A 26,138-nucleotide genomic window follows, 5' to 3' on the forward strand; every position below is an offset into this window, starting at 1 on the left:
GGTGGCCGGAACTACTGCGCGACCTGGGTGATCTCGAACGGCACCGGCTGCTGGGCAGCGTGGGGGTGCTGGTCGCCCGAGTAGACCTTCAGCTTCGAGAGCATCTGACGGCCCAGGGTGTTCTTGGGGAGCATGCCCTTGATGGCCTTCTCGACGGCCTTCTCCGGGTTGTTCGCCAGGAGGTCGTCGTAGCGCACCGAGCGGAGACCACCCGGGTAGCCGGAGTGGCGGTACGCCATCTTCTGCGACGCCTTGTTGCCGGACAGGTGAACCTTGTCGGCGTTGACGATGATGACGAAGTCGCCCATGTCCATGTGGGGGGCGTAAGTCGGCTTGTGCTTACCCCGCAGGAGGGCAGCGGCCTGGGTCGCCAGACGGCCGAGGACAACGTCCTGGGCGTCGATGACGAGCCACTGGCGCGAGATGTCGCCGGGCTTGGGGCTGAACGTACGCACGCGTATGCCTTCGCTTCTTCAGTGGTGGTATCCCAAGGGCGCAAGCCCCACGGGAAGGTCCTGACAGGGTCACCACGGACGATCACGACAGCCCTCATTCGCAACGGGGACGCAACCCGTGCGAACTGCTGGTCATCGGTCCGGTGGACCGGCGCAAGGCCTTTCACGTGAGAATGAGAAAGCCAATACGCATAACAAACCAGCAGGATACCCAAGCAGACCCGTACGGGTCAAAACGCGGTCCGCGCTGCCGATTCTGCTGGCGTCGCGGCGCACTCCGGTTCGGTCCTGGGTGGGGACCCCGCAGTTGTTACGGGCCCAAGAGTAACCCGCCGGGAGCGCAGCGCACGACGCGCCAGCACAATCGCGAGCCCGCACAGGGTGGCGCAGTCCTTGAAGGCGCGCCGTTTGTGGGCCAGCTCCGACGGCCACGGGATCAGCACCACCTGGGGCGTCAGGGCCAGCCAGAACCAGGGCGAGCGGGGCATCGAGCCGGGCCGCACCCCCGAGGCCAGCAGCAGCGGCAGCACCACCAGGAGGTAGTGGTCGAAGGAGGGACGGGAGACCAGGAATGCGGCGAGCATCACCATGCAGGCCGTCTCCACCAGCCGCAGCTGCCCCTGGTCACCCCCCTCGCCTTCGGCGGAATCCGGCCGCCGCCAGCGCCGCCACGCGCCCCACAGCCCGGCACCGGCACCCGCGAAGGCCACCGCCACCGCCACCGACTCCGGGACCCCCAGCCGCGGCAGCACGGCGATCGGCGAGGCGTCCCACGGCAGGGCGTAGGAGTCCTGCCCCTGCAGCAGGAACGGCAGCGTCTTGGTGAAGAACAGCGACGGGCTCGGCATCATCAGCGCCCCGGCGAGGGAGACCCCCACCGGTACCAGCACGGCCACGGCCAGCCCCCGCCACTGCCGGGCCAGCAGGAACAGCAGCCCGATCGGCACCAGCATCGGCTTGCAGGCGATCGCCAGCCCGATCACCAGCCCGGCCGCACCCCACGAACGCCGGTGCGCGAGCAACAGGGCCACCGGCAGCGCGGCCGCCGAGATCGCCGTCCAGTTGCCGATCAGCACGAGGTTCACGTACGGCTTGTAGACGAGGGCGAAGACCGCCAGCCCGCAGACCGCGAACCGCGAGCGCAGTGGCACCGAGAACAGCCGCAGCGCGGCCAGCCAGCCGATGCCCAGCAGCCCCGACATCCCGACCGGCAGCACCCACCGCAGCACCGTCTGCGGCAGCAGCGCCTCCGGAACCGCCATGATCACGGCACTGGGCAGGTAGAGGAACCGCTTGTCCTCGTACGGGGACCCGCCGGCCAGCAGCGTCTCTGCGGCCTTGACCACGAAGGCGTTGTCCGAGCCCCAGTTCTCCCGCAGGCTCGTGGAGACCGCGATCCCGAGGAGCACCGCGAGCGAGGCGAACTGCCAGAACCGGGAGGCCGGCCGCATCAGCCAGTCGACCAGCCGGTTCCCGGACGTCTGGTTCTCCCACTTCATCAGCCAGATGCTCGGCCGCAGCCCCACGACGCCTGCCCCTCACTCCACAGAGGGGGTGACGGTCTCCCCCTAGCGCTTGCGTTCGACTCTACGTTCGTCCCAGACGGGTTCCTGAGTCTCCCGCACAACACCGTCCGAACCGAAGACCAGGTAACGGTCAAATGTGCGCGAGAACCAGCGGTCGTGCGTGACGCACAGCACAGTGCCGTCGTAGGACTCCAGGCCGTCCTGGAGCGCCTCCGCGGACTCCAGGTCCAGGTTGTCCGTGGGCTCGTCCAGCAGCAGCGCCGTGGTGCCCGCCAGCTCCAGCAGCAGGATCTGGAAACGTGCCTGCTGGCCGCCCGAGAGCTTCTCGAAGGGCTGCTCGCCCTGGCGCTCCAGCTCGTAGCGGCGCAGGGCCCCCATCGCCTGGCCCAGGGACTTGGCCGCCTCCGTCCACAGGATGTCGACGAGGGTGCGGCCGAAGAGCTCCGGGTGCGCGTGCGTCTGCGCGAAGTGGCCGGGAACCACCCGTGCGCCCAGCTTCCAGGTGCCCGTGTGCTTGACGTCCTCGCCCGCCAGCAGCCGCAGGAAGTGCGACTTGCCCGAGCCGTTCGAGCCGAGCACCGCGACCCGCTCCCCGTAGAAGACCTCCAGGGAGAACGGCTTCATCAGCCCCGTGAGCTCCAGGTTCTCCACGGTCAGCGCCCGCACGCCGGTCCGGCCGCCCTTGAGCCGCATCTTGATGTCCTGCTCGCGCGGCGGCTCCGGCGGCGGGCCGGCCTCCTCGAACTTCTGGAAGCGGGTCTGCATCGCCCGGTAGCGCGAGGCCATGTCGGGGCTGGAGGCGGCCTGATTGCGCAGCCGCAGCACCAGGGCCCTCAGGCGGGCGTGCTCCTCGTCCCAGCGCCGCTTGAGCTCCTCGAAGCGCGCGAAGCGCTCCTTGCGGGCCTCGTGGTACGTCGCGAAGCCGGCGCCGTGCACCCACACGTCGCTGCCCGTCGGGCTCGCCTCCAGGCTGATGATCTTCTCCGCCGCTTGGGTGAGCAGTTCCCGGTCGTGGCTGACGAAGAGCACCGTCTTGCGGGTGGCCTTCAGCTGCTCCTCCAGCCAGCGCTTGCCCGGAACGTCGAGGTAGTTGTCCGGCTCGTCGAGCAGCAGCACCTCGTCGGGGCCGCGCAGCAGCGCCTCCAGCACGAGCCGCTTCTGCTCACCGCCCGACAGCGTGCGCACCTCGCGGAACTGCGCGGAGTCGTACGGGATGCCCAGCGCGGCCATGGTGCAGACGTCCCACAGGGTCTCCGCCTCGTAGCCCTGCACGTCGGCCCAGTCGCTGAGCGACTGGGCGTAGGCCATCTGCGCGGCCTCGTCGTCGACCGTGAGGATCAGCTGCTCGGCGTGGTCCACGGCCTTCGCGGCCTCCCGGATCCGCGGCTGGGCCACGGAGACCAGCAGGTCCCGTACGGTCGTCTCGTCGCGTACGGAGCCCACGAACTGCGACATCACGCCGAGCCCGCCGCTGATGGTGACCCCGCCGCCGTGCGGCTGGAGCTCTCCGGAGATCAGCTTGAGCAGGGTGGTCTTGCCGGCGCCGTTCGCCCCCACCAGGGCCGCCACCGCCCCCTCACCGACCCGGAAGGAAACGTCGGGGAGCAGGACCCGCCCGTCGGGAAGGTAGTACTCCAGGTGGCTGGCTTCGAGATGTCCCATGCCGCGCATTGTCCAGGCCGCCCCCCGATCCGCCCAAACGGATTAGCAGCAGCCCGCCCCCGGCAGGGTCCTCATGTTGCGCGCTTCCTTGCTGCGGGCGGCCAGCAGCTCGTCCGCCGGGTAGCCGACCTCCTCCAGGGTCAGCCCGTGCGGCTTGACCACGTGCACCGAGGAGTCCCGTACGCCGGCCGCCAGCACCTTCCCGGGCCAGTCCGTGGGCCGGTGCCCGTCCCCGACGTGCAGCAGGGCGCCGACCAGCGAGCGGACCATGTTGTGGCAGAAGGCGTCGGCGCGGACGGTCGCGGTGATGATCCCGTCCTCCGCGCGCTCCCAGCCGAGCTGCTGGAGCGTACGGATGGTCGTGGCGCCCTCGCGCTTCTTGCAGTACGCGGCGAAGTCGTGCTCGCCGAGCAGCGGGGCGGCGGCCTCGTTCATGGCGTCGACGTCGAGCGGCCACTGGTGCCACAGCACGTGCCCGCGGCGCAGCGGGTCGACGCCGCCCTGGTGGTCGCCGACGCGGTACGCGTAGCGGCGCCAGACGGCCGAGAAGCGCGCGTTGAAGCCCTCGGGGGCCTCGGCGACCTTCCACACCCTTACGTCGTGGGGCAGCCGGCCCGCGAGGCGCCGCAGCAGCTTGTCGTGGTGCTCGGCCCATACCTCCTCGGCGAGGTCGAACTGCGCGACCTGACCGCGGGCGTGCACCCCCGCGTCGGTCCGCCCGGCCACGGTCAGCTCGACCGGCTCGGACAGCCTCATCACGGTCTGCAGGGCCGATTCCAGCTCGCCCTGGACGGTCCGCAGCACGCGCTGCTTCGCCCAGCCGGAGAAGTCCTTGCCGTCGTAGCTCAGGTCCAGCCGCACCCGGACGTGCCCGGGCTCCACCTCGTCACTCACGTGACCGATCCTCTCAGAATCACCCATATGCAGAACGGGCCCGCCCCGGAAGGGGGCGGGCCCGTTCAGAGCCGTTCAAGCAAGCGTGATCCCGGGGGATCAGGCCTCCTTGGTCTCCTCGGCGGGGGTCTCGACAGCCTCCGCCTCCTTGACCGCGCGCTTGGTGGCGGCCTCGGCCTCACCGGTGGCCTGCTGGGCGACCGTAAGGGCCTCGACCAGCTCGATCACGGCCATCGGGGCGTTGTCGCCACGACGGTTGCCGATCTTGGTGATGCGCGTGTAACCACCGGGGCGGTTCTCGTAGCGCGGGGCGATCTCGGTGAACAGCGTGTGCACGATGCTCTTGTCCGTGATCGTCTGCAGCACCAGGCGACGGTTGTGGATGTCGCCCTTCTTGGCCTTGGTGACCAGACGCTCGGCGTAGGGACGCAGGCGGCGGGCCTTGGCCTCGGTGGTGGTGATGCGGCCGTGCTCGAAGAGCGCCTTCGCGAGGTTCGCGAGAAGGTGCTTCTCGTGCGCGGCGGAGCCGCCCAGACGGGCACCCTTTGCGGGACGCGGCATTGTTACTCCTTCAAATCTGCACCGGCCGTGTCAGGTACCGGAGTCAGTTCCCTCAAGCGGTCGCGAGAGGGGGTGCGGGGGGCGTGAGCCCCCCGCAAGCTTTTCTAGTACTGCTCGGTCTCGACGAAACCGGCGTCCGCGTCGTCGTCGGCGCCGAAGGCGTCGGCGGCGGCGGTCGGGTCGAATCCGGGCGGGCTGTCCTTGAGGGCCAGGCCCATGCCGGCCAGCTTCGCCTTGACCTCGTCGATCGACTTCGCACCGAAGTTGCGGATGTCGAGCAGGTCGGCCTCGGAGCGGGCGACGAGCTCACCCACGGAGTGGATGCCCTCGCGCTTGAGGCAGTTGTACGACCGAACGGTGAGCTCGAGCTCCTCGATCGGCAGCGCCAGATCGGCGGCCAGGGCCGCGTCCGTCGGCGAGGGGCCCATGTCGATGCCCTCGGCGTCGATGTTGAGCTCGCGCGCCAGACCGAACAGCTCGACCAGGGTCTTACCGGCGGACGCCATGGCGTCACGCGGGCGCATGGCCTGCTTGGTCTCGACGTCGACGATCAGCTTGTCGAAGTCGGTGCGCTGCTCGACTCGGGTCGCCTCGACCTTGTAGGTGACCTTGAGGACCGGGCTGTAGATGGAGTCGATCGGGATGCGACCGATCTCCTGGCCCAGCTGCTTGTTCTGGACGGCGGAGACGTAGCCGCGGCCGCGCTCGACGGTCAGCTCCATCTCCAGCTTGCCCTTGCCGTTGAGCGTGGCGAGGACCAGGTCCGGGTTGTGCACCTCGACACCGGCCGGGGGCGCGATGTCAGCAGCGGTGACCAGGCCGGGACCCTGCTTGCGCAGGTACATCACGACCGGCTCGTCGTGCTCCGAGGAGACGACCAGCTGCTTGATGTTGAGGATGATGTCCGTGACGTCTTCCTTGACGCCCGGCACGGTGGTGAACTCGTGCAGGACGCCGTCCACGCGGATGCTGGTGACAGCGGCACCCGGGATGGACGACAGGAGCGTACGGCGCAGGGAGTTGCCGAGGGTGTAACCGAAGCCCGGCTCCAGCGGCTCGATCACGAACCGCGAGCGGTACTCGTCGACGACCTCTTCGGTCAGCGAAGGACGCTGAGCGATAAGCATGTCTGTGTTCCTTCATTCGTGGACGCCCACTATTTGACGCCCGACGGATGCCGTACCAGGGGTACGGCTACTACAAGGGTACGGGCGGTACGTCCCCCGCGAGGGGTTCGTACCGCCCGAACACTCAAAGACGCACAGGTGCGTCCGCTGCGTCAGACGCGGCGGCGCTTCGGCGGGCGGCAGCCGTTGTGCGGGGTGGGGGTGACGTCCTGGATCGAGCCGACCTCGAGGCCGGTGGCCTGGAGGGAGCGGATCGCGGTCTCGCGGCCGGAGCCCGGACCCTTGACGAAGACGTCAACCTTGCGCATGCCGTGCTCCTGCGCGCGGCGGGCGGCCGACTCGGCAGCCATCTGCGCGGCGAAGGGGGTGGACTTGCGCGAGCCCTTGAAGCCGACGTGGCCGGCGGAGGCCCAGGAGATCACGTTGCCCGAGGGGTCGGTGATCGAAACGATGGTGTTGTTGAACGTGCTCTTGATGTGGGCGTGCCCGTGAGCGACGTTCTTCTTTTCCTTGCGGCGCACCTTCTTGGCAGCGCCCTGACGACCCTTGGGGGGCATCTAAATCTCCTACGGGAGGTGGTCGGTCCTACAGCGCAAGACCGCTGAACAGGACTACTTCTTGCCCGGCTTCTTCTTACCGGCGATCGCGCGACGCGGGCCCTTGCGGGTACGCGCGTTCGTGCTGGTGCGCTGGCCGTGCACCGGGAGGCCGCGACGGTGGCGGATACCCTGGTAGCACTGGATCTCGATCTTGCGGCGGATGTCGCCCTGGATCTCGCGGCGGAGGTCACCCTCGGTGCGGAGGTTGGCGTCCACGTACTCGCGGATCTTGACGAGGTCCTCTTCGGCCAGGTCACGAACGCGGGTGTTCGGGTTCACACCGGTGGCCGCAAGGATCTCCTTGGACCGGGTGCGCCCGACACCGAAGACGTAGGTAAGTGCGATCTCCACGCGCTTTTCGCGCGGGATGTCAACACCGGAAACGCGTGCCATTCAATGGCTCCTGTGTGTTCGGGGGTCTTCAGCAGAATCAACCCCGACCGCCGACCACACCTGATGGGTGGTGGTACGTCCGGGTCCCCGGCCCCCGCCGGAGGTGCCGCCGGCCCTTCTCAGGGCTGGGCGGATTCTGCGTATGTACGTTTTCTTACGTCGCGCGAAGAACTGCGGAAGGCAGGTCGGTCGGCGTGCGTCAGCCCTGGCGCTGCTTGTGGCGCAGGTTGTCGCAGATGACCATGACCCGACCGTGACGGCGGATCACCTTGCACTTGTCGCAGATCTTCTTGACGCTCGGCTTGACCTTCATGTTGGTGAGGTTCTCCGGGTCAGTGCCACCACCCGCACCGGGACGGATGCCCAGGCAGGAGTGAGGACAAGATCTACTTGTATCGGTAGACGATCCGGCCACGCGTGAGGTCGTACGGGGAGAGCTCCACGACAACCCGGTCATCAGGGAGGATGCGGATGTAGTGCATGCGCATCTTGCCGCTGATGTGCGCGAGGACCTTGTGACCGTTCTGGAGTTCCACCTTGAACATCGCGTTCGGGAGGGACTCGATCACGGTGCCCTCGATTTCGATGGCACCTTGCTTCTTGGCCACGCTTCGCCTTTCGAATCGGCTACCTTGATCGGCCTCGTGCGCCATGCAGGCATGGGAGTGCACGAGAGCCGACGAGTCAGTCTACGACAGGGCACCCGGAAAGACGAATCCGGAAAGTTTGCCCCAGAGTCTAGATCATTAACCGAGGGGGTCCGGAGCCGTGGTGACTCCGTACTCCGCCAGCTTCGCCTTGCCGCAGTCCGGGCTGGTCAGGACGATGGGCCCGGCCTCCGTCAGCGCGATGGAGTGCTCCCAGTGCGAGGACCAGGTGCCGTCCGTCGTGATGACCGTCCAGTCGTCCGAAAGGACCTCCGTCTGGGCGGTTCCCAGGGAGACCATGGGCTCGATCGCCAGGCAGAGGCCCGGAACCAGCTTGATCCCCTTGCCCCGCTTGCGCGAGACGTAGTTCAGCAGGTGCGGGTCCATGTGCATCTCGGACCCGATGCCGTGGCCGCCGTAGTCCTCGATGATCCCGAACTTGCCGAGGCTGTGCTCACCGGTGGTGGGGCGGGGCTGGCGCTTGATGTACGTCTCGATCGCCTTCGAGATGTCGACGAGGCGGTTGCCGAGCTTCATGGCGGCGATACCGGCCCACATGGACTCCTCGGTCACCCGGGACAGCTCCACGAGCTCAGGGGCGTGCCCCGTGCCGACGAAGGCGGTGTACGCGGCGTCGCCGTGCCAGCCGTCCACGATCGCACCGGCGTCGATCGAGATGATGTCGCCGTCCTTGAGGACGGTCTTGTCGTCCGGGATGCCGTGGACGACGACCTCGTTCACCGAGGTGCAGATCGTCGCGGGGAAGCCGCCGTAGCCGAGGAAGTTCGACTTGGCACCGGCGTCCGCGATGACCTTGCGGGCCACCATGTCCAGATCCCGCGTCGTGGCGCCCGGCACGGCCGCCTCACGGGTCGCAGCGTGGATCGCGGCGACGACCAGCCCTGCCTCGCGCATCTTCGCGATCTGCTCGGGGGTCTTGATCTGGACCATGGGAAGTGCCTTCCACCTTCGGATCTGCGTTGTTCGGGTCTTTTCAACAGTACGGCCGCGATGTCCTGGGGACACCGCGGCCGTACCTGCACAACAGAGGGCTACTACTTCTTGAGGGCGTCCATCGCGCGCTTCGTGACGTCCGCGACCTCACCGAGGGCCGGGATGGTCACCAGCAGGCCCTGGGCCTTGTAGTAGTCGATGATCGGCTCGGTCTGCGTGTGGTAGACCTCGAGCCGGTTGCGGACCGTGGCCTCGGAGTCGTCACCGCGCTGGTAGAGCTCGCCGCCGCAGGTGTCGCAGACACCCGCGGTCTTCGCCGGGGCGTACGTCACGTGGAAGACGTGCGAGGAGTCGTTGCGGCAGATCCGCCGGCCGGCGATCCGCTTGACGACCTCGTCCTCCTCGACCTCCAGGTCGAGGACGGCGTCGAGCTTCATGCCCTCGGCCTGGAGCATCACGTCGAGGGCCTCGGCCTGGGAGACGTTGCGCGGGAATCCGTCGAGCAGGAAGCCGTTCACGGCGTCCGGCTGCTCCATACGGTCCTTCGCCATCCCGATGGTCACCTCGTCGGGGACCAGGTCGCCGGCGTCCATGAACGCCTTCGCCTGCTTGCCCAGCTCGGTGCCCTGGCTGATGTTGGCCCGGAACAGGTCGCCCGTGGAGATGTGCGGGATCGACAGGTTCTTGGCAAGGAACGCGGCCTGCGTTCCCTTGCCCGCACCGGGCGGTCCAACGAGGACGATTCGCATCAGCGGAGGAACCCTTCGTAATTACGCTGCTGGAGCTGGCTCTCGATCTGCTTCACGGTTTCCAGACCCACACCCACGATGATCAGGATGCTCGTCCCGCCGAACGGGAAGTTCTGGTTCGCTCCGAAGCCGGCCAACGCCATCGTCGGCACAAGAGCGATGAGACCCAGGTACAGCGACCCCGGCCAGGTGATCCGGTTGAGTACGTAGCTGAGGTACTCGGCGGTGGGTCGACCGGCGCGGATGCCCGGGATGAACCCACCATACTTCTTCATGTTGTCTGCAACTTCCTCGGGGTTGAACGAGATCGCCACGTAGAAGAACGCGAAGAAGACGATCAGGAGGAAGTACACCGCGATGTAGTACGGGTGGTCGCCCTTGACGAAGTGCTTCTGGATCCAGGTGGCCCAGCCCGCGGTGGAACCGCTGAACTGCACGACCAGCGCCGGGATGTAGAGCAGCGACGAGGCGAAGATGACGGGGATGATGCCCGCCTGGTTCACCTTGAGCGGGATGTAGGTGGACGTACCGCCGTACGCACGGCGGCCGATCATGCGCTTCGCGTACTGGACCGGGATCCGGCGCTGCGCCTGCTCGACGAAGACCACCAGGCCGACCATCGCGAGGCCGACGAGCATGACGACGCCGAACTCGACCCAGCCGTCGGCGATCTTGCCCTGGAGCTTGATCTGCCAGAGGGCGCCGATGAAGCCGGCGGCGATCGAGATGAACATGAGGATCGACATGCCGTTGCCGATGCCGCGGTCGGTGATGAGCTCACCGAGCCACATGACGACGCAGGTACCGGCGGTCATGGTGACCACCATGACGACCGTGGTGAAGATCGACCGGTCGGGGACGATCTGGCTGGCGACCTGGCAGCCCTGGAACAGGGCACCGGTGCGGGCCGTGGCGACGAGGCCCGTGCCCTGCAGGATCGCGAGCGCGACCGTCAGATAGCGCGTGTACTGAGTGATCTTCGCCGTGCCGGACTGTCCCTCTTTTTTGAGGGTCTCCAGCTTCGGGATGACCACGGTCAGCAGCTGCAGAATGATGCTCGCCGTGATGTAGGGCATGATGCCGAGCGCGAAGATCGTGATCTGCAGCAGCGCACCGCCGCTGAACATGTTGACCAGACCGAACAGCCCATTGCTGCTGCCCGCCTGTTCGACACAGATCTGAACGTTCTTGTAGCTCACGCCGGGTACCGGGATGTGGGACCCGAGCCGGAACAGCACGATGATGCCGAGCGTGAAGAGCAGCTTCTTGCGCAGGTCGGGCGTCTTGAACGCCCGGGCGAACGCGGTGAGCACGGTGCCTCCTGCGACCCCCGCGCTACTGCGTCAGAGGTGACGGTCTGAGGGATCGACGTATACGACAAAGCAAAGGTGCACGCCACCTTACCGGCGAGTGTGCCTTCCGCGGAACGACCGACCGGGGATGCCCCATATGTGAGGCATCCCCGGTCGGGTTTCGAGCTATTCAGCCACTGAAATCGTCTTAGACGAGCTCGGTGACGGTGCCGCCGGCAGCGGCAATCTTCTCCTTGGCGGAGGCGGAGACGGCGTCAACCGACACCTGCAGCGCCACGGAGATCTCGCCCTGGCCCAGGACCTTGACGAGGCTGTTCTTGCGAACCGCGCCCTTGGCGACCAGGTCGGCCACCGTGACTTCTCCACCCTCGGGGTAGAGAGCGCCGAGCTTGTCCAGGTTCACGACCTGGAACTCGGTGCGGAACGGGTTCTTGAAGCCCTTGAGCTTCGGCAGGCGCATGTGGAGGGGCATCTGCCCGCCCTCGAAGCGCTGCGGGATCTGGTAACGGGCCTTCTGGCCCTTCGTACCACGACCGGCCGTCTTACCCTTCGACGCCTCACCACGACCGACACGGGTCTTCGCGGTCTTGGCGCCGGGGGCGGGACGGAGGTTGTGGGCCTTCAGCGGGCTGTTCTCAGCCATGTTAGTCAACCTCCTCAACCGTCACGAGGTGGCGGACGGTCTGCACCATTCCGCGGAACTCGGGGCGGTCCTCCTTGACGACCACGTCGTTCAGGCGCTTGAGCCCGAGCGAACGCAGAGTGTCGCGGTGGTTCTGCTTGCTGCCGATGTACGACTTCGTCTGCGTGATCTTGAGGCGAGCCATTACGCACCCGCCCCAGCACGTGCACGAAGCAGAGCCGCGGGGGCGACGTCCTCGAGGGGCAGACCACGGCGAGCCGCGATCTCCTCGGGACGCTGCAGGCCCTTGAGGGCCGCCACGGTCGCGTGCACGATGTTGATCGCGTTCGAAGAGCCGAGCGACTTCGACAGGATGTCGTGTACGCCGGCGCACTCCAGAACGGCACGCACCGGGCCACCGGCGATAACACCGGTACCGGGGGAAGCCGGCTTCAGGAGCACGACGCCCGCGGCACGCTCGCCCGTGATCGGGTGAGGGATCGTGCCCTGGATGCGCGGAACCTTGAAGAAGGACTTCTTGGCTTCCTCGACACCCTTGGCGATGGCCGCGGGAACTTCCTTGGCCTTGCCGTAACCGACACCTACAGTGCCGTCACCGTCGCCCACCACGACCAGCGCGGTGAAGCTGAAGCGGCGACCACCCTTGACAACCTTGGCGACGCGGTTGATCGCGACAACGCGCTCAACGTAAGCGGTCTTCTCGGCGGCAGGGCCACCGTCGCGACCCTTCCGGTCCCGCCGCTCGCCGCCACCGGCACCGCTTCCGCGGCGCTGGGGTCCAGCCATTGGATTACCTCTCTCTGTTACGTCCGTGAGTCCCGGAACCGGGGCTTAGAACTTCAGCCCGGCTTCGCGGGCGGCGTCAGCCAGAGCGGCAATGCGCCCGGCGTATCGGTTGCCACCGCGGTCGAACACGACGGTCTCGACACCCGCAGCCTTGGCCCGCTCGGCGACAAGCGCGCCGACGGCCTGGGCGTGGGCGCTCTTGTCGCCTTCCACACCGCGGATCGAAGCGTCCAGGGTCGACGCCGACGCCAGGGTGTGACCCTGGAGGTCGTCGATGACCTGAGCAACGATGTTGCGGTTGGAACGCGTCACGACGAGGCGCGGACGCTCCGCCGTACCCGAGACGTTCTTGCGGATGCGGATGTGGCGGCGTGCCTTGGCAGCGCGCTTGTACGCGTCGCCCTTGGCGATCTTCACACCGTATGCCATGGCTACTTACCAGCCTTTCCGACCTTGCGGCGGATGACTTCGCCGGCGTACTTGACACCCTTGGCCTTGTACGGGTCGGGCTTCCGCAGCTTGCGGATGTTGGCGGCGACCTCGCCGACCTTCTGCTTGTCGATGCCCTCGACCGAGAACTTGGTCGGCGACTCGACCTTGAAGGAGATGCCCTCGGGCGCCTCCACCAGGATCGGGTGGCTGTAACCCAGCTGGAACTCCAGGTTGGAGCCCTTCGCCAGGACACGGTAACCGACACCGCTGATCTCGAGAGCCTTGACGTATCCCGTGGTCACACCGGTGATCATGTTCGCCACCAGCGTGCGGGACAGGCCGTGCAGGGCCTTGTTCTGACGCTCGTCGTTCGGACGGGTGACGTTCAGAACGCCGTCCTCGCCCTTAACAACGGCGATGGGAGCCTTGACGGTGTGGGAGAGGGAACCCTTGGGACCCTTCACCGCAACCGTGCTGCCATCGATGGTGACGTCCACACCGGCGGGAACCTGGATGGGGAGCTTGCCGATTCGCGACATTGCTTTTCCTCCGTTCCCGACTACCAGACGTAGGCGAGGACTTCCCCACCTACGCCCTTCTTGCCTGCCTGCTGGCCGGTGAGCAGACCGTGCGACGTGGAGATGATCGCCACGCCCAGGCCGCCGAGCACCTTCGGCAGGTTGGTGGACTTCGCGTACACGCGCAGACCGGGCTTCGAGATCCGCTTGATGCCCGCGATGGAGCGCTCACGGTTCGGCCCGAACTTCAGCTCGAGGACGAGGTTCTTGCCGACCTCGGCGTCCTCGACCTTCCAGCCGGTGATGAAACCCTCCTGCTTGAGGATCTCTGCGATGTGCGACTTGATCTTGCTGTGCGGCATCACGACAGAGTCGTGGTACGCCGAGTTAGCGTTACGCAGACGGGTCAGCATGTCTGCGATCGGGTCAGTCATGGTCATGAAGTGGCCTTCGGCCTCTCTCGCCGGGGTTTCCTGTATGCGCCATCCCTCTCCCCACTCAGTGGCGGGACGGGTGCGGTGCGGGGACCTACGGCGTAGTAAGTCGATAGGGCGGTGGACGCCCAACCCCACAAGCCTACGGCATGCGGTGCTGGGCACCCACCGACCAGATGCTTACCGAGAGTCTCTGGAACTTCCCAAGTCCTTACGGACGGAAGGGAATTACCAGGAGCTCTTGGTCACGCCCGGCAGCTCGCCACGGTGAGCCATCTCACGAAGGCACACGCGGCACAGGCCGAACTTGCGGTACACGGAGTGGGGGCGACCGCAGCGCTGGCAGCGGGTGTACGCACGCACACCGAACTTGGGCTTACGGGCAGCCTTCGCGATGAGAGCCTTCTTCGCCATCTCGCTTACGCCTCCTTGAAGGGGAAGCCGAGGTGACGAAGGAGGGCACGGCCCTCGTCGTCGTTGGTCGCCGTGGTGACCACGGTGATGTCCATACCCCGGGTACGGTCGATCTTGTCCTGGTCGATCTCGTGGAACATGACCTGCTCCGTGAGACCGAAGGTGTAGTTGCCACGGCCGTCGAACTGCTTCGGCGACAGACCGCGGAAGTCACGGATACGCGGCAGCGCGAGCGACAGCGTACGGTCCAGGAACTCCCACATGCGGTCACCGCGGAGGGTGACGTGGCAGCCGATCGGCTGACCCTCGCGCAGCTTGAACTGCGCGATGGACTTGCGGGCCTTCGTGACGGCCGGCTTCTGACCGGTGATCGTCGTCAGGTCCTTGATGGCGCCGTCGATCAGCTTGGAGTCGCGGGCGGCGTCGCCCACACCCATGTTGACCACGATCTTCACGAGGCCGGGAATCTGCATGACGTTCTCGTAGGAGAACTCCTCACGCAGCTTGCCCGCGATGTCCTCGCGGTACTTCGTCTTGAGACGCGGAGTGGTAGCCATCAGATGTCCTCACCCGTCCGCTTGGCAACGCGGATCTTGTTGCCCTCGTCGTCGAAGCGGTAGCCGACGCGGGTGACGACCTTCTTGCCGTCCTTCTCCACAACCAGCTGAACGTTGCTGACGTGGACCGGGGCCTCGGTGATCACAATGCCACCGGCCTGGTTCTGCGCAGCCTTGGTGTGCTTCTTGACCCGGTTGACACCCTCGACCAGGACGCGGTTGTCGGCGGGGAAGGCGACGATGACCTTGCCCTGCTTGCCCTTGTCCTTACCGGTGATGACCTGAACCAGGTCGCCCTTCTTGATCTTCATGCTTACAGCACCTCCGGCGCGAGCGAGATGATCTTCATGAACTTCTTCTCGCGCAGCTCACGGCCCACCGGGCCGAAGATACGGGTGCCGCGAGGGTCGCCGTCGTTCTTCAGAATGACGGCGGCGTTCTCGTCGAAGCGGATGTACGAGCCGTCCTGGCGGCGACGCTCCTTGACGGTGCGAACGATGACCGCCTTGACGACGTCACCCTTCTTCACGTTGCCACCGGGGATCGCGTCCTTGACGGTGGCGACGATGACGTCACCGATGCCCGCGTAGCGGCGACCGGAACCACCGAGAACACGGATGCAAAGGATCTCCTTTGCACCAGTGTTGTCGGCGATACGCAGTCGCGACTCCTGCTGGATCACGTGTATCTCCTGTTTGTCTGCCGGTTCCCGGCGGGGGCTTCACTCCGGAGAGCGTCGCCCCCACCGAGCCTGGCGGAACGAATCTGAGGGAAACCCCTCAGATAATTACTTGGCCTTCTCGAGGATCTCGACGATGCGCCAGCGCTTGCTCGCCGACAGCGGACGCGTCTCCATGATGAGGACGCGGTCGCCGACGCCGGCAGCGTTCTGCTCGTCGTGCGCCTTGAGCTTGTTCGTACGGCGGATGACCTTGCCGTACAGCGCGTGCTTCACGCGGTCCTCGACGGCGACGACGACGGTCTTGTCCATCTTGTCGCTGACGACGAGACCCTCACGGGTCTTGCGGAAACCGCGCTCGTTCGTCTCAGTCACGTTCTTCTCGCTCATCAGGCGCTCTCCACCGTCTCGATACCGAGCTCACGCTCGTGCATCAGGGTGTAGATGCGAGCGATGTCCTTACGGACGGACTTGAGCCGGCCGTTGTTCTCCAGCTGGCCCGTGGCCGCCTGGAAGCGGAGCTTGAACAGCTCCTCCTTGGCCTCGCGCAGCTTGCCAACGAGCTCCTCGTTGCCGAGCTCACGCAGCTCGGACGCCTTGGTTCCCGTCGCCATCACGACTCACCTGCCTCGCGCCGAACAATCCGGCACTTCATCGGAAGCTTGTGAGCAGCGCGGGTGAGCGCCTCACGAGCAATCTTCTCGTTCGGGTAGGACAGCTCGAACATGACCCGGCCCGGGTGCACGTTGGCGATCCACCACTCGGGAGAACCCTTACCGGAACCCATGCGGGTTTCGGCCGGCTTCTTCGTCAGCGGGCGGTCCGGGTAGATGTTGATCCAGACCTTGCCGCCACGCTTGATGTGGCGGGTCATCGCAATACGAGCCGCCTCGATCTGGCGGTTCGTCACGTAAGCCGGGGTCAGCGCCTGGATGCCGTACTCGCCGAACGTGACCTCAGTACCGCCCTTGGCCATACCGCTGCGCTTCGGGTGGTGCTGCTTGCGGTGCTTGACCCTACGAGGGATCAGCATGTCGGTCAGGCCTCCGTTCCGGTGCTCTCGGCCGGAGCGGCGGCGGGAGCGTCGGCCTTGGGGGCCTCGGCACCAGCAGCCTGCTGCGGCTTGCGGCCACCACGGCCGCCGCGCTCGCCACCACGGCCACCACGGCCGGCGGGACGGTCGCCAGCGCCCTGCGCGCCACGGGCCGGGCGGTTACCCGCACGGGCTGCAGCGTTCTCGGCGCGAACCTCGGCGATGTTCTTGACGTCGCCCTTGTAGATCCAGACCTTCACACCGATACGGCCGAAGGTGGTCTTGGCCTCGAAGAAGCCGTAGTCCACGTTCGCGCGCAGCGTGTGCAGCGGCACACGACCCTCGCGGTAGAACTCGGAGCGGGACATCTCGGCGCCGCCGAGACGACCGCCACACTGGATCTTGATGCCCTTGGCGCCGGCCTTCATCGTGCCCTGCATGCTCTTACGCATGGCGCGACGGAAGGAGACGCGGGAGGAGAGCTGCTCGGCAACGGCCTGGGCAACCAGCTGTGCATCCAGCTCGGGGTTCTTGACCTCGAGGATGTTCAGCTGGACCTGCTTGCCCGTGAGCTTCTCGAGGTCACCGCGGATGCGGTCGGCCTCGGCGCCACGGCGGCCGATGACGATGCCCGGACGAGCGGTGTGGATGTCCACACGCACGCGGTCACGGGTGCGCTCGATCTCAACCTTCGAGATGCCGGCGCGCTCCATGCCGGACGTCATCATCCGACGGATGGCGACGTCTTCCTTGACGTAGTCCTTGTACAGCTTGTCGGCGTACCAACGCGACTTGAAGTCGGTGGTGATGCCGAGCCGGAACCCGTGCGGGTTTACCTTCTGGCCCATTACCGGGAACCTTCCTTGCTGCTGACGACCACGGTGATGTGGCTGGTCCGCTTGCGGATCCGGTAGGCACGGCCCTGCGCACGCGGACGGAACCGCTTCAGGGTCGGGCCCTCGTCCACGTACGCCTCGCTGATGACCAGCGTGGAGGCGTCCGGGTGGTTGTAGTTGTGTGCGGCGTTGGCGATGGCGCTGTCAAGCACCTTGCCAACCGGCACGCTCGCGGCCTGCGGGGCGAAACGCAGGACCGCCTGAGCCTCCGTGGCATCCATGCCACGGATAAGGTCCACCACTCGGCGGGCCTTCATGGGCGTGACGCGGATGTACCGCGCCTGGGCCCTGGCTTCCATGGTTGTCCCTTCGGTGTAAGTCATAGTCATAACCACCCCGCCTTTAGCGGCGCTTCGACTTCCGGTCGTCCTTGACGTGGCCGCGGAAGGTGCGAGTCGGCGAGAACTCGCCGAGCTTGTGGCCGACCATCGACTCGGTGACGAACACCGGGACGTGGGTCTTGCCGTTGTGCACCGCGATGGTGTGACCCAGCATGCTGGGGATGATCATCGAGCGACGGGACCAGGTCTTGATGACGTTCTTGGTGCCGGCTTCGTTCTGGACGTCCACCTTCTTTACGAGGTGGTCGTCGACGAAGGGCCCCTTCTTGAGACTGCGCGGCATCTAAACCCGCTCCTAGCGCTTCTTGTTCGTCTTGCGGCGGCGGACGATGTACTTGCTCGAAGCCTTCTTCGGCGAGCGAGTACGACCCTCCTTCTGACCCCACGGGGAGACCGGGTGGCGACCACCACTGGTCTTGCCCTCACCACCACCGTGCGGGTGGTCAACCGGGTTCATCGCGACACCGCGGACGGACGGGCGAACGCCCTTCCAGCGCATACGGCCGGCCTTGCCCCAGTTGATGTTCGACTGCTCGGCGTTGCCGACCTCGCCGACGGTGGCGCGGCAGCGCGCGTCGACCAGGCGGATCTCACCGGAAGGCATACGAAGGTGGGCCATCGTGCCCTCCTTCGCCAGCAGCTGCACGGAGGCACCCGCGGAACGGGCGAACTTGGCGCCACCACCGGGACGGAGCTCGATCGCGTGGATCGTGGTACCGACCGGGATGTTGCGGAGGGCCAGGTTGTTACCGGGCTTGATGTCGGCCGTGGGGCCGTTCTCAATCCGGTCGCCCTGCTTCAGAGCCTTCGGCGCGATGATGTAGCGCTTCTCGCCGTCCGCGTAGTGCAGGAGCGCGATGCGCGCAGTGCGGTTGGGGTCGTACTCGATGTGCGCGACCTTGGCCGGCACGCCGTCCTTGTCGTGACGACGGAAGTCGATCACGCGGTAGGCGCGCTTGTGTCCACCACCCTGGTGGCGAACGGTGATCCGACCGGTGTTGTTACGGCCGCCCTTGCTGTGCAGGGGGCGAACCAGCGACTTCTCCGGCGTGGACCGCGTGATCTCGACAAAGTCGGCGACGCTGGAGCCACGACGGCCCGGGGTCGTCGGCTTGTACTTGCGGATACCCATTTCTCAGTCCTCGTCCGATTCCGGACGACTAGACCTCCGTTAGGAGGCCTGGCCGCCGAAGATGTCGATTCGGTCGCCCTCAGCGAGGGTCACGATGGCGCGCTTGGTGTCAGCGCGCTTGCCGAAACCGGTCTTGGTGCGCTTGCGCTTACCCTGACGGTTGATCGTGTTGACCCCGGTGACCTTGACCCCGAAGACCGCTTCCACGGCCTGCTTGATCTGGGTCTTGTTGGAGCCGGGCGCGACGATGAACGTGTACTTGTTCTCGTCCAGCAGCGCGTAGCTCTTCTCCGAGACAACCGGCTTGATCAGCAGGTCGCGCGGGTCAGTGAAGGTCTTGCTGGTAACGGTCGCCTCAGACATCAGGCGTCGCTCCCTTCGGTCTCATCGGCCTTGGGGCCAGACACGAAGGACTCGAAAGCGGCCTGAGTGAAGACCACGTCGTCAGAGACGATCACGTCGTACGTGTTCAGCTGGCCCGGCTCCAGGATGTGAACCTGGGGCAGGTTGCGGGCGGACAGCCACGCGGCCTCGTCGGCGCGGTCGACGACCAGGAGCAGGTTCTTGCGCTCCGAGATCTTGCCGAACAGCGTCTTGGCGGCCTTCGTGGAGGCGGCACCCTCGACCACGCCGGTGACGACGTGGATGCGGGAGTGACGCGCACGGTCCGAGAGGGCACCGCGGAGGGCGGCGGCCTTCATCTTCTTCGGGGTCCGCTGGGAGTAGTCACGCGGCTGCGGGCCGTGGACCACGCCACCGCCGACGAACTGCGGCGCACGGGTCGAACCCTGGCGCGCGCGGCCGGTGCCCTTCTGGCGGTACGGCTTGCGGCCACCACCACGGACTTCGCCACGACGCTTGGTCTTGTGCGTGCCCTGACGGGCAGCAGCCAGCTGAGCGACAACGACCTGGTGGATCAGCGGAACGCTGGTCTTCGCGTCGAAGATCTCCGCGGGGAGCTCGACGGTACCGGCCTTGTCGCCTGCCGGCGAAAGGATGTCAATGGTGCTCATTACCTCAAGCCCCCTTGGCCGCGGTACGGACCAGGACGAGGCCGCCGTTCGGACCGGGGACTGCACCCTTGATGAGGAGCAGACCCTTCTCCGCGTCAACCGCGTGGATGGTCAGGTTCTGGGTGGTGACACGCTCGTTACCCATGCGACCGGCCATGCGCATGCCCTTGAAGACACGCCCAGGGGTGGCACAGCCACCGATCGAACCGGGGGAGCGGTGCTTGCGCTGCACACCGTGACCGGCGCCGAGGCCCCGGAAGTTGTGCCGCTTCATGACACCGGCGAAGCCCTTGCCCTTGCTGTTGCCCGTGACGTCAACCTTGACGCCGGACTCGAACACCTCAGCAGTGATCTCCTGGCCGAGCGTGTACTCGCTGGCGTCGGAGGTGCGGAGCTCCACCAGGTGGCGGCGGGGGGTCACGTCGGCCTTGGCGAAGTGGCCCTTGAGGGGCTTGTTCACCTTGCGCGGGTCGATCTCGCCGAAGGCGATCTGGACCGACTCGTAGCCGTCGATGTCGTTCGTACGGACCTGGGTAACGACGCAGGGTCCGGCCTTGACCACGGTCACCGGGACGACACGGTTGTTCTCGTCCCAGACCTGGGTCATGCCGAGCTTCTCGCCCAGGACGCCCTTGATCTGCTTTGCCATCTTCTCGACGCCTCTCAGAGCTTGATCTCGATGTCAACGCCGGCCGGAAGGTCCAGGCGCATCAGCGAGTCAACGGTCTTGGGAGTCGGGTCGAGGATGTCGATCAGGCGCTTGTGCGTGCGCATCTCGAAGTGCTCGCGCGAGTCCTTGTACTTGTGCGGCGACTTGATGACGCAGTACACGTTCTTCTCAGTGGGCAGCGGCACCGGGCCCGCGACCGACGCACCAGTGCGCGTCACCGTCTCGACGATCTTCTTCGCCGAGGAATCGATGACCTCGTGGTCGTAGGCCTTGAGCCGGATGCGGATCTTCTGTCCCGCCATGGCTACTCCGTAGTCCTGTCTGTATGTGGAAACGCTCTGGCTCCCGGTTGGCTGCGGGACGGATCCCGCGGCTTCTCCTCCGACCCACGCGGTCGGGCGTGTCGCACTCCCTCTACAGAAAATTCCCATACGGAAATTCCCTCGTCCAAGGGGGTGCGGTCCCTGTGACCGCGATTCGGGGGAGAAACACCCACCGAGTGCCTGGTGGGCACCGTGCTGACACTTCCCAGAAGATTCCCGTACGTCCGCCCCCATTGCTGCCCCGAGAGGCAGATTAAGGACGACGAGTACTGTGGGACTCGCTTCCGGTCCTCCCGGCGGGAGGCGCGCAGCATCGGCACTCAGCCGAGCAACTTGAGTAGTCTGCCATACGAGGCACGTACCTGGCCAATCGGGCGGAAGAGAATACCCCGCCACGCTGAGTGGTCAAACCGCACCACGCCCATCACCCGGAGGGGCCCCTCCCCCGGTCGGGTCGAGCAGCGCCAGGGTGATCTGCCGGCGCACGATGGTGCGCCGCACGCTGGTGCCCCCCTTCGTCAGCGGGTGCACGAAGGCGTGGTCCGTCACCACGAGCACCTCCCCGGGATCCCCTTTCTGCACGCGCATGCCGCCGCGCACCTTCACGACGTCACCGACCGGCTCGCCCTCGGCCGGATCGAAGCGGGTGCAGCCCGTCACCGGGTCCGAATGTCCCCGCCCCGCGTCGTTCCGTGTGCGCTTCTCCCGGAGCCTCTCGTTTCCCTTGCAGGGAGCCGACCGACCCCGCCCGCCGACGGGGCGATAGGTGGCAGTAGCATCCGCCCGACCAGGCCTGTCACCTGGCAAGTTCACACGAGGGGTTGGGGAGACAACTTGAGACTAGGTCGCGTGCGCGGGACGGCTCTGGCCGCCGCGCTCGGTGTCGTGGCAGTACTCGGCTTCCAGGGGGCGGCCAACGGATTCGGCACGGACTCCCTGGACGACGACGAACTACGGCGCTACAGCACCCCCGGCAAGGTACGGGGACCGGTGGCGGGCAAGGTCCACAAGCTCGCGCTGAAGCCCAAGGGGACCGGCAAGGCCGTCCTCGCACAGCAGGACACGAAGCCCTTCGGCCTCCTGGGCGTCACCTGGACCGACCCGGCGGCCGAGGTGAAGGGGTCCGTCGAGGCCCGCACCCGCAACGCGAAGACCGGCAAGTGGTCGCAGTGGATCACCCTGGAGCAGGCCAAGGCGAACCTCGACGGCAAGCGCCCGGGTATGCGCGGCGCCACCGAGCCGGTCTGGGTCGGTCTCTCGGACGGCGCCGAGGTCCGGGTGGGCGGTGGCGCGGCCGCGCTCCCCTCCGGGATGGAGCTGGCGCTCGTGGACCCGGGTTCCGCCGGCGACGCCAAGAAGCCCGGCGACCTCAAGGCCGAGCCGGCGGCCTTCGCCGCCCCGGCGGAGGACCCCGTTCCGCCGACGCCCGCCCAGCCGCCGACGACCCCGGGACCGGCCTCCACGGCGCCGAAGCCCGAGATCGTCTCGCGCGTCCAGTGGGGTGCGGACGAGAGCCTGAACAACGAGGGCCCGATCTACCTCCCCGGAGGGAGGATCAAGGCGGTCTTCGTCCACCACACCGCGGCCTCCGCGCCGTACGAGTGCTCCGAGTCCGCGGCCATCGTCCGCGGCCTGCACGTGTACCACGTGATGGAGAACAAGTGGCGGGACCTCGGCTACAACTTCCTCACCGACAAGTGCGGCACGATCTTCGAGGGTCGCCAGGGCGGTGTCGACCAGCCCGTGATGGGCGCGCACTCCTACGGCTGGAACTCCGAGTCGACGAGCGTCTCCGTCCTCGGTGACTACACGAGCGCCGGGGCCTCGCCGGCCGCGCTCGAAGCCATCTCGAAGGTCGCGGCCTACAAGCTCGGCCAGTACGACGGCGACATGAACGGCACGACGACGCTGACCGCGGGCGCCACCCAGACCAACTTCTTCGGCAAGAGCTTCACCGAGAAGCAGGCGTACGAGTTCAAGACGCTCTCGGGCCACCGGGACGGCTTCAACACCCAGTGCCCGGGCAACTCGCTCTACCCGCAGCTGGAGGCGCTCCGCAAGTCCGGTCCCCCGGCCGCGCTGAACGTCACCAACGTGAACGGGGAACCGGCCCGGCCCGACTCCTCCTTCCAGACCCCCGGTCCCGTCTCCGTCGGCTTCGACACCAGCACGGCCGGTGCTCTCGTGAGCAAGTTCGAGCTGCTGGTCGACGACAAGTCGGTCGCGACCGCCGCGGGCACCGCCCGTACGATGTCGACCTCGCTGGCCTCCGGCAGCCACCAGCTCCAGATCCGGGCGACCGCGACCAACGGCAAGGTGTCCACGAGCCTGCCGGTCACCGTGGTCGCGGAGGTCAAGGACATCAAGTTCGTCCCGGTCGCCCCCAAGCGCCTGATGGACACCCGTGAGGGCCTGGGCACCCCGCAGGCGAAGGTCGCCGGCGGCACCTCGGTCACCCTCCAGGTCGCGGGCGGTGCCACCGGCATCCCGGCGAGCGGGGTGACCGCGGCCGTACTGAACGTGACCGCGACGGAGCCGACGCAGTCCAGCTTCGTGTCGGTGTACCCGGCCGGTGCGACCCGTTCCAGCGCGTCGAACCTGAACTTCACCGCCGGCCAGACCATCCCCAACCTGGTGGTGGTGCCCGTGGTCGACGGCAAGGTCAGCTTCTACAACCACTCGGGGGCGGTCCACCTCATCGCGGACGTCACCGGCTACTTCACGTCGAGCGGTGAGGGCGCCACGCTCACCAACGTGGGTCCGACCCGGCTGATGGACACCCGTGAGGGCCTGGGCACCCCGCAGGCGAAGGTCGCCGGCGGCACCTCGGTCACCCTCCAGGTGGCAGGCGTCGAAGGCATCCCCGCCACCGGCGTCAAGGCGGTCGTCCTCAACGTCACCGCCACCAACCCGACGCAGTCCAGCTTCGTGTCCGTCTACCCCAGCGGCACCACCCGCTCCAGCGCCTCGAACCTGAACTTCACCGCCGGCCAGACCATCCCCAACCTGGTGATCGTCCCCGTCGTCGACGGCAAGGTCAGCTTCTACAACCACTCCGGCACCGTCGACCTCATCGCCGACATCACCGGCTACTTCTCGGACAGCACCTCGGGCGCCACGCACACCAACATCGGCCCGACCCGGCTGATGGACACCCGTGAGGGCCTGGGCACCCCGCAGGCGAAGGTCGCCGGCGGCACCTCGGTCACCCTCCAGGTCGCGGGCGTCGAAGGCATCCCCGCCACCGGCGTCAAGGCGGTCGTCCTCAACGTCACCGCCACCAACCCGACGCAGTCCAGCTTCGTGTCCGTCTACCCCAGCGGCACCACCCGCTCCAGCGCCTCGAACCTGAACTTCACCGCCGGCCAGACCATCCCCAACCTGGTGATCGTCCCCGTCGTCGACGGCAAGGTCAGCTTCTACAACCACTCCGGCACCGTCGACCTCATCGCCGACATCACCGGCTACTTCACCAAGTAGTACCGGCGCAGACGAAGAACGGGTGGATCCCGGCCCCATCGGCCGGGATCCACCCGTTCTTCGTTGTCGGGCGGCGCCGGATCAGCCGCGGCGCCAGATCACGTAGTGGTCCTCGGGGACGTCCCGGTCGATGTGCCAGCCGGCCGGGACGCCCGGCCAGGTGGCGGCGGCCGGAGAGGTGTCGTCGAACCTGTTCAGCACGGCGACGTTGGCCTCGGCGGGCACGGTCTCGCCCTTGATCAGGGACCGCGTCCAGGTCCGGCCGTCGATCACCTCGTAGCCCATGGTCACCCGGGTCTCCCAGCGGAAGGCCCGGTCCATGACCAGCCGGTCGCCGCGCCGCAGGCCCGACTTCTCGATGAAGCCGGTGGCGTCCCCGTAGCGCGACTTCATGTTGGGCACGGTGACCTGATCGGTGATGGCCACGGTCGCCCACCCCGCGAACACGGCGAGGACCACGCCGACGGCTCCGGTGGCGAGCCCCGCCCGACGGCTGCCGCCGAGCAGCCGCAGCGCCAGCAGGACGAGGAACACGATGAGGGCGACCGCGGTGGTGCGGGCCCCGTGGAAGCTTCGCCAGTCGTCCGACCAGAGGCTGGAGAGGAAGGTCGAGTCGGGCAGGCCCCACAGAATGAAGTGGGACTTGGGGAGCTGCTTTCCTGCCATGTGGAGCAGGACCGCGGTCAGCGCCAGCGTCACACCCGCACTCGCCGCGCCGAGCGCGACGATCTTCTTCCAACCGCGGATGTGGAAGAGCACCGCCACCGCGACCAGCACGTAGGCGGGGACCAGCAGCGACAGGTAGCGGGCGTAGACGATGGTGTCGATGCGGTGGTCGTTGGGCAGGCCGGCGGCTGCCGCCAGCGCGATGCCGCCCAACAGCGCGACCATCAGGAACGCCACCACGCGGTTCGCCCGGGTGAAGCGCGGGCTGAGCACCGCGCACACGCAGACCACCAGGGCCAGCGCTCCCAGGCCCCAGGTGCTGGTCATGAAGTACCAGATGTGCCCGATCGTCCGCATGATCGTGCGGCGCATCAGACGGGTGTTCTCGAGGGTCTCGAACACGACGTTGCCGACCTCGCTCGGCTTGGCCCCGTCGACGTGCGACATCATCCAGGCCGTCATCGCCTGCTTGGCGGCGAACATGGCGGCCAGCAGGCCCAGCCCCAGCGCGGCGGCGATCCGGGGGGCCCAGCCCAGTACCAGCGTCACCAGCAGCACCAGACCGGTCAGCGCGATGATCACGCCACCGCGGTCATGGGTGAGCAGGCAGTACCCGGCGGCGAAGGCCCCCAGCAGGGCGAACCAGATCCGGCGGCGCCGGCTGCCCTCGGAGAGCATGCCGTGCACGCCGATCAGCCAGGCCAGCACCAGGGCCGGCAGCGGGGTGTCGGCCATCCCGAACTGCGAGTAGAAGACCACCGGCGGCAGCAGCACCGCGGCGCAGGCGGCGATGTACGACACCGCCCTGGACACGTTCAGCCTGCGCAACGCCCAGTACGCCAGCGGCAGCACCAGGCAGCTGATCAGGGCGTTGATGCCCATGACCAGGTGGTAGGCGTAGACCGGGTCCTCGGTGATCCGCAGGGCGGGCGAGATGAGCAGGGAGTAGCCCGCCGGGATCACCTGGTCGTTGGGGATCTCGGTGGTCGACCGGCCCGCCAGGATCCTGGCCATCACCAGGTACATCGGCTCGTCCGGGCTGACCGTCGGGTAGTCCTGCTCCCTGACCAGGGCGAGGCGGAACAGCACGTTGAGTACGTATCCGAGTGCCAGCGCCAACGGCATCACCCACCGGGCGTGCCACCACCCGGCCGGCGTACGGCCGTCCGCCGGGGAGTCCCCGGCGGTCCGGTCGCTCTCCGGGTCGGCGGGAGACAGGGGGGCCAGTCGCGTCATGACAG

37 protein-coding genes are annotated in these 26,138 nt (G+C 67.1%); 1 reads left to right on the forward strand and 36 read right to left on the reverse strand.

All coding sequences use genetic code 11. From position 1 onward, the window contains the following. Positions 1 to 11: 11 nt before the first annotated feature. From rplM to IE257_RS20400, 35 genes are all read right to left on the reverse strand, one after another. A complete protein-coding gene (gene rplM / locus IE257_RS20230; protein ID WP_008739660.1) occupies positions 12 to 455 on the reverse strand; it encodes a 50S ribosomal protein L13 in 444 nt (147 codons plus the stop codon). Positions 456 to 685: 230 nt separating this feature from the next. Next, positions 686 to 1,954, reverse strand: coding sequence for a glycosyltransferase family 87 protein (locus IE257_RS20235; protein WP_189970603.1), 1,269 nt, complete (start codon positions 1,952 to 1,954; stop codon positions 686 to 688). Between the two features lie 69 nt (positions 1,955 to 2,023). Beyond that, complete coding sequence (locus tag IE257_RS20240; protein ID WP_189970605.1) at positions 2,024 to 3,652, reverse strand: ABC-F family ATP-binding cassette domain-containing protein; 1,629 nt, start codon at positions 3,650 to 3,652, stop codon at positions 2,024 to 2,026. A 33-nt stretch (positions 3,653 to 3,685) separates the two neighbouring features. Next, positions 3,686 to 4,537, reverse strand: a complete 852-nt coding sequence (gene truA, locus IE257_RS20245) for a tRNA pseudouridine(38-40) synthase TruA (RefSeq protein ID WP_189970607.1) — start codon at positions 4,535 to 4,537, stop codon at positions 3,686 to 3,688. Between the two features lie 99 nt (positions 4,538 to 4,636). Then, positions 4,637 to 5,098, reverse strand: a complete 462-nt coding sequence (gene rplQ / locus IE257_RS20250) for a 50S ribosomal protein L17 (RefSeq protein WP_030154710.1) — start codon at positions 5,096 to 5,098, stop codon at positions 4,637 to 4,639. 104 nt (positions 5,099 to 5,202) lie between these two features. After that, complete coding sequence (locus IE257_RS20255) at positions 5,203 to 6,225, reverse strand: DNA-directed RNA polymerase subunit alpha (RefSeq protein WP_008739666.1); 1,023 nt, start codon at positions 6,223 to 6,225, stop codon at positions 5,203 to 5,205. A 152-nt stretch (positions 6,226 to 6,377) separates the two neighbouring features. Further along, entirely contained in the window at positions 6,378 to 6,782 is a 405-nt protein-coding gene (rpsK, locus tag IE257_RS20260; protein WP_003956432.1) for a 30S ribosomal protein S11, read from the reverse strand. A 54-nt stretch (positions 6,783 to 6,836) separates the two neighbouring features. Continuing rightward, on the reverse strand, positions 6,837 to 7,217 hold the full coding sequence (gene rpsM / locus IE257_RS20265; protein ID WP_069921529.1) for a 30S ribosomal protein S13: 381 nt from the start codon (positions 7,215 to 7,217) through the stop codon (positions 6,837 to 6,839). A gap of 199 nt (positions 7,218 to 7,416) precedes the next feature. Continuing rightward, positions 7,417 to 7,530 (reverse strand): 50S ribosomal protein L36, encoded by a 114-nt coding sequence (gene rpmJ, locus IE257_RS20270; protein ID WP_003956441.1) that lies wholly within the window; start codon positions 7,528 to 7,530, stop codon positions 7,417 to 7,419. A gap of 73 nt (positions 7,531 to 7,603) precedes the next feature. Next, entirely contained in the window at positions 7,604 to 7,825 is a 222-nt protein-coding gene (gene infA / locus IE257_RS20275; RefSeq protein ID WP_003956442.1) for a translation initiation factor IF-1, read from the reverse strand. A gap of 138 nt (positions 7,826 to 7,963) precedes the next feature. Then, a complete protein-coding gene (map, locus tag IE257_RS20280; RefSeq protein WP_109778530.1) occupies positions 7,964 to 8,815 on the reverse strand; it encodes a type I methionyl aminopeptidase in 852 nt (283 codons plus the stop codon). Positions 8,816 to 8,919: 104 nt separating this feature from the next. Next, positions 8,920 to 9,567, reverse strand: a complete 648-nt coding sequence (locus IE257_RS20285) for an adenylate kinase (RefSeq protein WP_189970609.1) — start codon at positions 9,565 to 9,567, stop codon at positions 8,920 to 8,922. Continuing rightward, positions 9,567 to 10,880: a preprotein translocase subunit SecY gene (gene secY / locus IE257_RS20290; RefSeq protein ID WP_189970611.1), complete on the reverse strand. Its 1,314-nt coding sequence runs from the start codon at positions 10,878 to 10,880 to the stop codon at positions 9,567 to 9,569. Before secY ends, IE257_RS20285 begins: the two co-directional genes overlap by 1 nt. A gap of 187 nt (positions 10,881 to 11,067) precedes the next feature. Continuing rightward, positions 11,068 to 11,523: a 50S ribosomal protein L15 gene (rplO, locus tag IE257_RS20295; RefSeq protein WP_030008473.1), complete on the reverse strand. Its 456-nt coding sequence runs from the start codon at positions 11,521 to 11,523 to the stop codon at positions 11,068 to 11,070. Position 11,524: 1 nt separating this feature from the next. Further along, positions 11,525 to 11,707 (reverse strand): 50S ribosomal protein L30, encoded by a 183-nt coding sequence (rpmD, locus tag IE257_RS20300; protein WP_053682614.1) that lies wholly within the window; start codon positions 11,705 to 11,707, stop codon positions 11,525 to 11,527. Further along, on the reverse strand, positions 11,707 to 12,309 hold the full coding sequence (rpsE, locus tag IE257_RS20305; RefSeq protein WP_073912880.1) for a 30S ribosomal protein S5: 603 nt from the start codon (positions 12,307 to 12,309) through the stop codon (positions 11,707 to 11,709). The genes rpmD and rpsE overlap by 1 nt, the downstream gene beginning before the upstream one ends. A gap of 45 nt (positions 12,310 to 12,354) precedes the next feature. Next, complete coding sequence (rplR, locus tag IE257_RS20310) at positions 12,355 to 12,738, reverse strand: 50S ribosomal protein L18 (protein ID WP_189970613.1); 384 nt, start codon at positions 12,736 to 12,738, stop codon at positions 12,355 to 12,357. Positions 12,739 to 12,740: 2 nt separating this feature from the next. After that, positions 12,741 to 13,280: a 50S ribosomal protein L6 gene (gene rplF / locus IE257_RS20315; protein WP_030388858.1), complete on the reverse strand. Its 540-nt coding sequence runs from the start codon at positions 13,278 to 13,280 to the stop codon at positions 12,741 to 12,743. A 20-nt stretch (positions 13,281 to 13,300) separates the two neighbouring features. Then, on the reverse strand, positions 13,301 to 13,699 hold the full coding sequence (gene rpsH / locus IE257_RS20320; RefSeq protein ID WP_008739698.1) for a 30S ribosomal protein S8: 399 nt from the start codon (positions 13,697 to 13,699) through the stop codon (positions 13,301 to 13,303). A 222-nt stretch (positions 13,700 to 13,921) separates the two neighbouring features. Next, positions 13,922 to 14,107, reverse strand: coding sequence for a type Z 30S ribosomal protein S14 (locus IE257_RS20325; protein ID WP_003956452.1), 186 nt, complete (start codon positions 14,105 to 14,107; stop codon positions 13,922 to 13,924). 5 nt (positions 14,108 to 14,112) lie between these two features. Beyond that, positions 14,113 to 14,664 carry a 50S ribosomal protein L5 gene (gene rplE, locus IE257_RS20330; RefSeq protein ID WP_030388859.1) on the reverse strand — a complete coding sequence of 184 codons (552 nt, stop codon included), beginning with the start codon at positions 14,662 to 14,664 and terminating at the stop codon, positions 14,113 to 14,115. Then, entirely contained in the window at positions 14,664 to 14,975 is a 312-nt protein-coding gene (gene rplX / locus IE257_RS20335; RefSeq protein ID WP_030008468.1) for a 50S ribosomal protein L24, read from the reverse strand. Before rplX ends, rplE begins: the two co-directional genes overlap by 1 nt. A 2-nt stretch (positions 14,976 to 14,977) precedes the next feature. Continuing rightward, on the reverse strand, positions 14,978 to 15,346 hold the full coding sequence (rplN, locus tag IE257_RS20340) for a 50S ribosomal protein L14 (RefSeq protein WP_008739701.1): 369 nt from the start codon (positions 15,344 to 15,346) through the stop codon (positions 14,978 to 14,980). Positions 15,347 to 15,451: 105 nt separating this feature from the next. Continuing rightward, positions 15,452 to 15,733, reverse strand: a complete 282-nt coding sequence (gene rpsQ, locus IE257_RS20345) for a 30S ribosomal protein S17 (RefSeq protein ID WP_030026328.1) — start codon at positions 15,731 to 15,733, stop codon at positions 15,452 to 15,454. Further along, the gene (rpmC, locus tag IE257_RS20350; RefSeq protein ID WP_008739703.1) at positions 15,733 to 15,957 is read right to left on the reverse strand and encodes a 50S ribosomal protein L29; all 225 of its coding nucleotides are present in this window, start codon (positions 15,955 to 15,957) and stop codon (positions 15,733 to 15,735) included. Before rpmC ends, rpsQ begins: the two co-directional genes overlap by 1 nt. Beyond that, entirely contained in the window at positions 15,957 to 16,376 is a 420-nt protein-coding gene (rplP, locus tag IE257_RS20355; RefSeq protein WP_008739704.1) for a 50S ribosomal protein L16, read from the reverse strand. Before rplP ends, rpmC begins: the two co-directional genes overlap by 1 nt. 5 nt (positions 16,377 to 16,381) lie before the next feature. After that, entirely contained in the window at positions 16,382 to 17,224 is an 843-nt protein-coding gene (rpsC, locus tag IE257_RS20360; protein WP_008739710.1) for a 30S ribosomal protein S3, read from the reverse strand. Then, on the reverse strand, positions 17,224 to 17,571 hold the full coding sequence (rplV, locus tag IE257_RS20365; protein WP_007265904.1) for a 50S ribosomal protein L22: 348 nt from the start codon (positions 17,569 to 17,571) through the stop codon (positions 17,224 to 17,226). Before rplV ends, rpsC begins: the two co-directional genes overlap by 1 nt. A gap of 43 nt (positions 17,572 to 17,614) precedes the next feature. Then, complete coding sequence (rpsS, locus tag IE257_RS20370) at positions 17,615 to 17,896, reverse strand: 30S ribosomal protein S19 (RefSeq protein WP_008739713.1); 282 nt, start codon at positions 17,894 to 17,896, stop codon at positions 17,615 to 17,617. A 12-nt stretch (positions 17,897 to 17,908) separates the two neighbouring features. Then, positions 17,909 to 18,745, reverse strand: a complete 837-nt coding sequence (gene rplB, locus IE257_RS20375; RefSeq protein WP_008739715.1) for a 50S ribosomal protein L2 — start codon at positions 18,743 to 18,745, stop codon at positions 17,909 to 17,911. 39 nt (positions 18,746 to 18,784) lie between these two features. Further along, entirely contained in the window at positions 18,785 to 19,108 is a 324-nt protein-coding gene (gene rplW / locus IE257_RS20380) for a 50S ribosomal protein L23 (protein WP_030154694.1), read from the reverse strand. Continuing rightward, positions 19,108 to 19,758 (reverse strand): 50S ribosomal protein L4, encoded by a 651-nt coding sequence (gene rplD, locus IE257_RS20385; RefSeq protein ID WP_031146574.1) that lies wholly within the window; start codon positions 19,756 to 19,758, stop codon positions 19,108 to 19,110. Before rplD ends, rplW begins: the two co-directional genes overlap by 1 nt. A gap of 4 nt (positions 19,759 to 19,762) precedes the next feature. Then, positions 19,763 to 20,407, reverse strand: a complete 645-nt coding sequence (rplC, locus tag IE257_RS20390) for a 50S ribosomal protein L3 (protein ID WP_007265899.1) — start codon at positions 20,405 to 20,407, stop codon at positions 19,763 to 19,765. 14 nt (positions 20,408 to 20,421) lie between these two features. After that, a complete protein-coding gene (gene rpsJ, locus IE257_RS20395) occupies positions 20,422 to 20,730 on the reverse strand; it encodes a 30S ribosomal protein S10 (RefSeq protein ID WP_003948644.1) in 309 nt (102 codons plus the stop codon). Between the two features lie 426 nt (positions 20,731 to 21,156). After that, positions 21,157 to 21,411, reverse strand: coding sequence for a hypothetical protein (locus IE257_RS20400; protein ID WP_189970614.1), 255 nt, complete (start codon positions 21,409 to 21,411; stop codon positions 21,157 to 21,159). Positions 21,412 to 21,600: 189 nt separating this feature from the next. Between IE257_RS20400 and IE257_RS20405 the strand changes: the two genes are divergently transcribed. Then, entirely contained in the window at positions 21,601 to 24,231 is a 2,631-nt protein-coding gene (locus IE257_RS20405; protein ID WP_189970616.1) for a peptidoglycan recognition protein family protein, read from the forward strand. Between the two features lie 81 nt (positions 24,232 to 24,312). Here the strand turns inward: IE257_RS20405 and IE257_RS20410 are convergent, their stop codons facing one another. Beyond that, a complete protein-coding gene (locus IE257_RS20410) occupies positions 24,313 to 26,133 on the reverse strand; it encodes an ArnT family glycosyltransferase (RefSeq protein WP_189970618.1) in 1,821 nt (606 codons plus the stop codon). Positions 26,134 to 26,138 lie beyond the last annotated feature (5 nt).

The sequence above is a fragment of the Streptomyces avidinii genome, from assembly GCF_014650695.1.
Classification (GTDB): domain Bacteria; phylum Actinomycetota; class Actinomycetes; order Streptomycetales; family Streptomycetaceae; genus Streptomyces; species Streptomyces avidinii.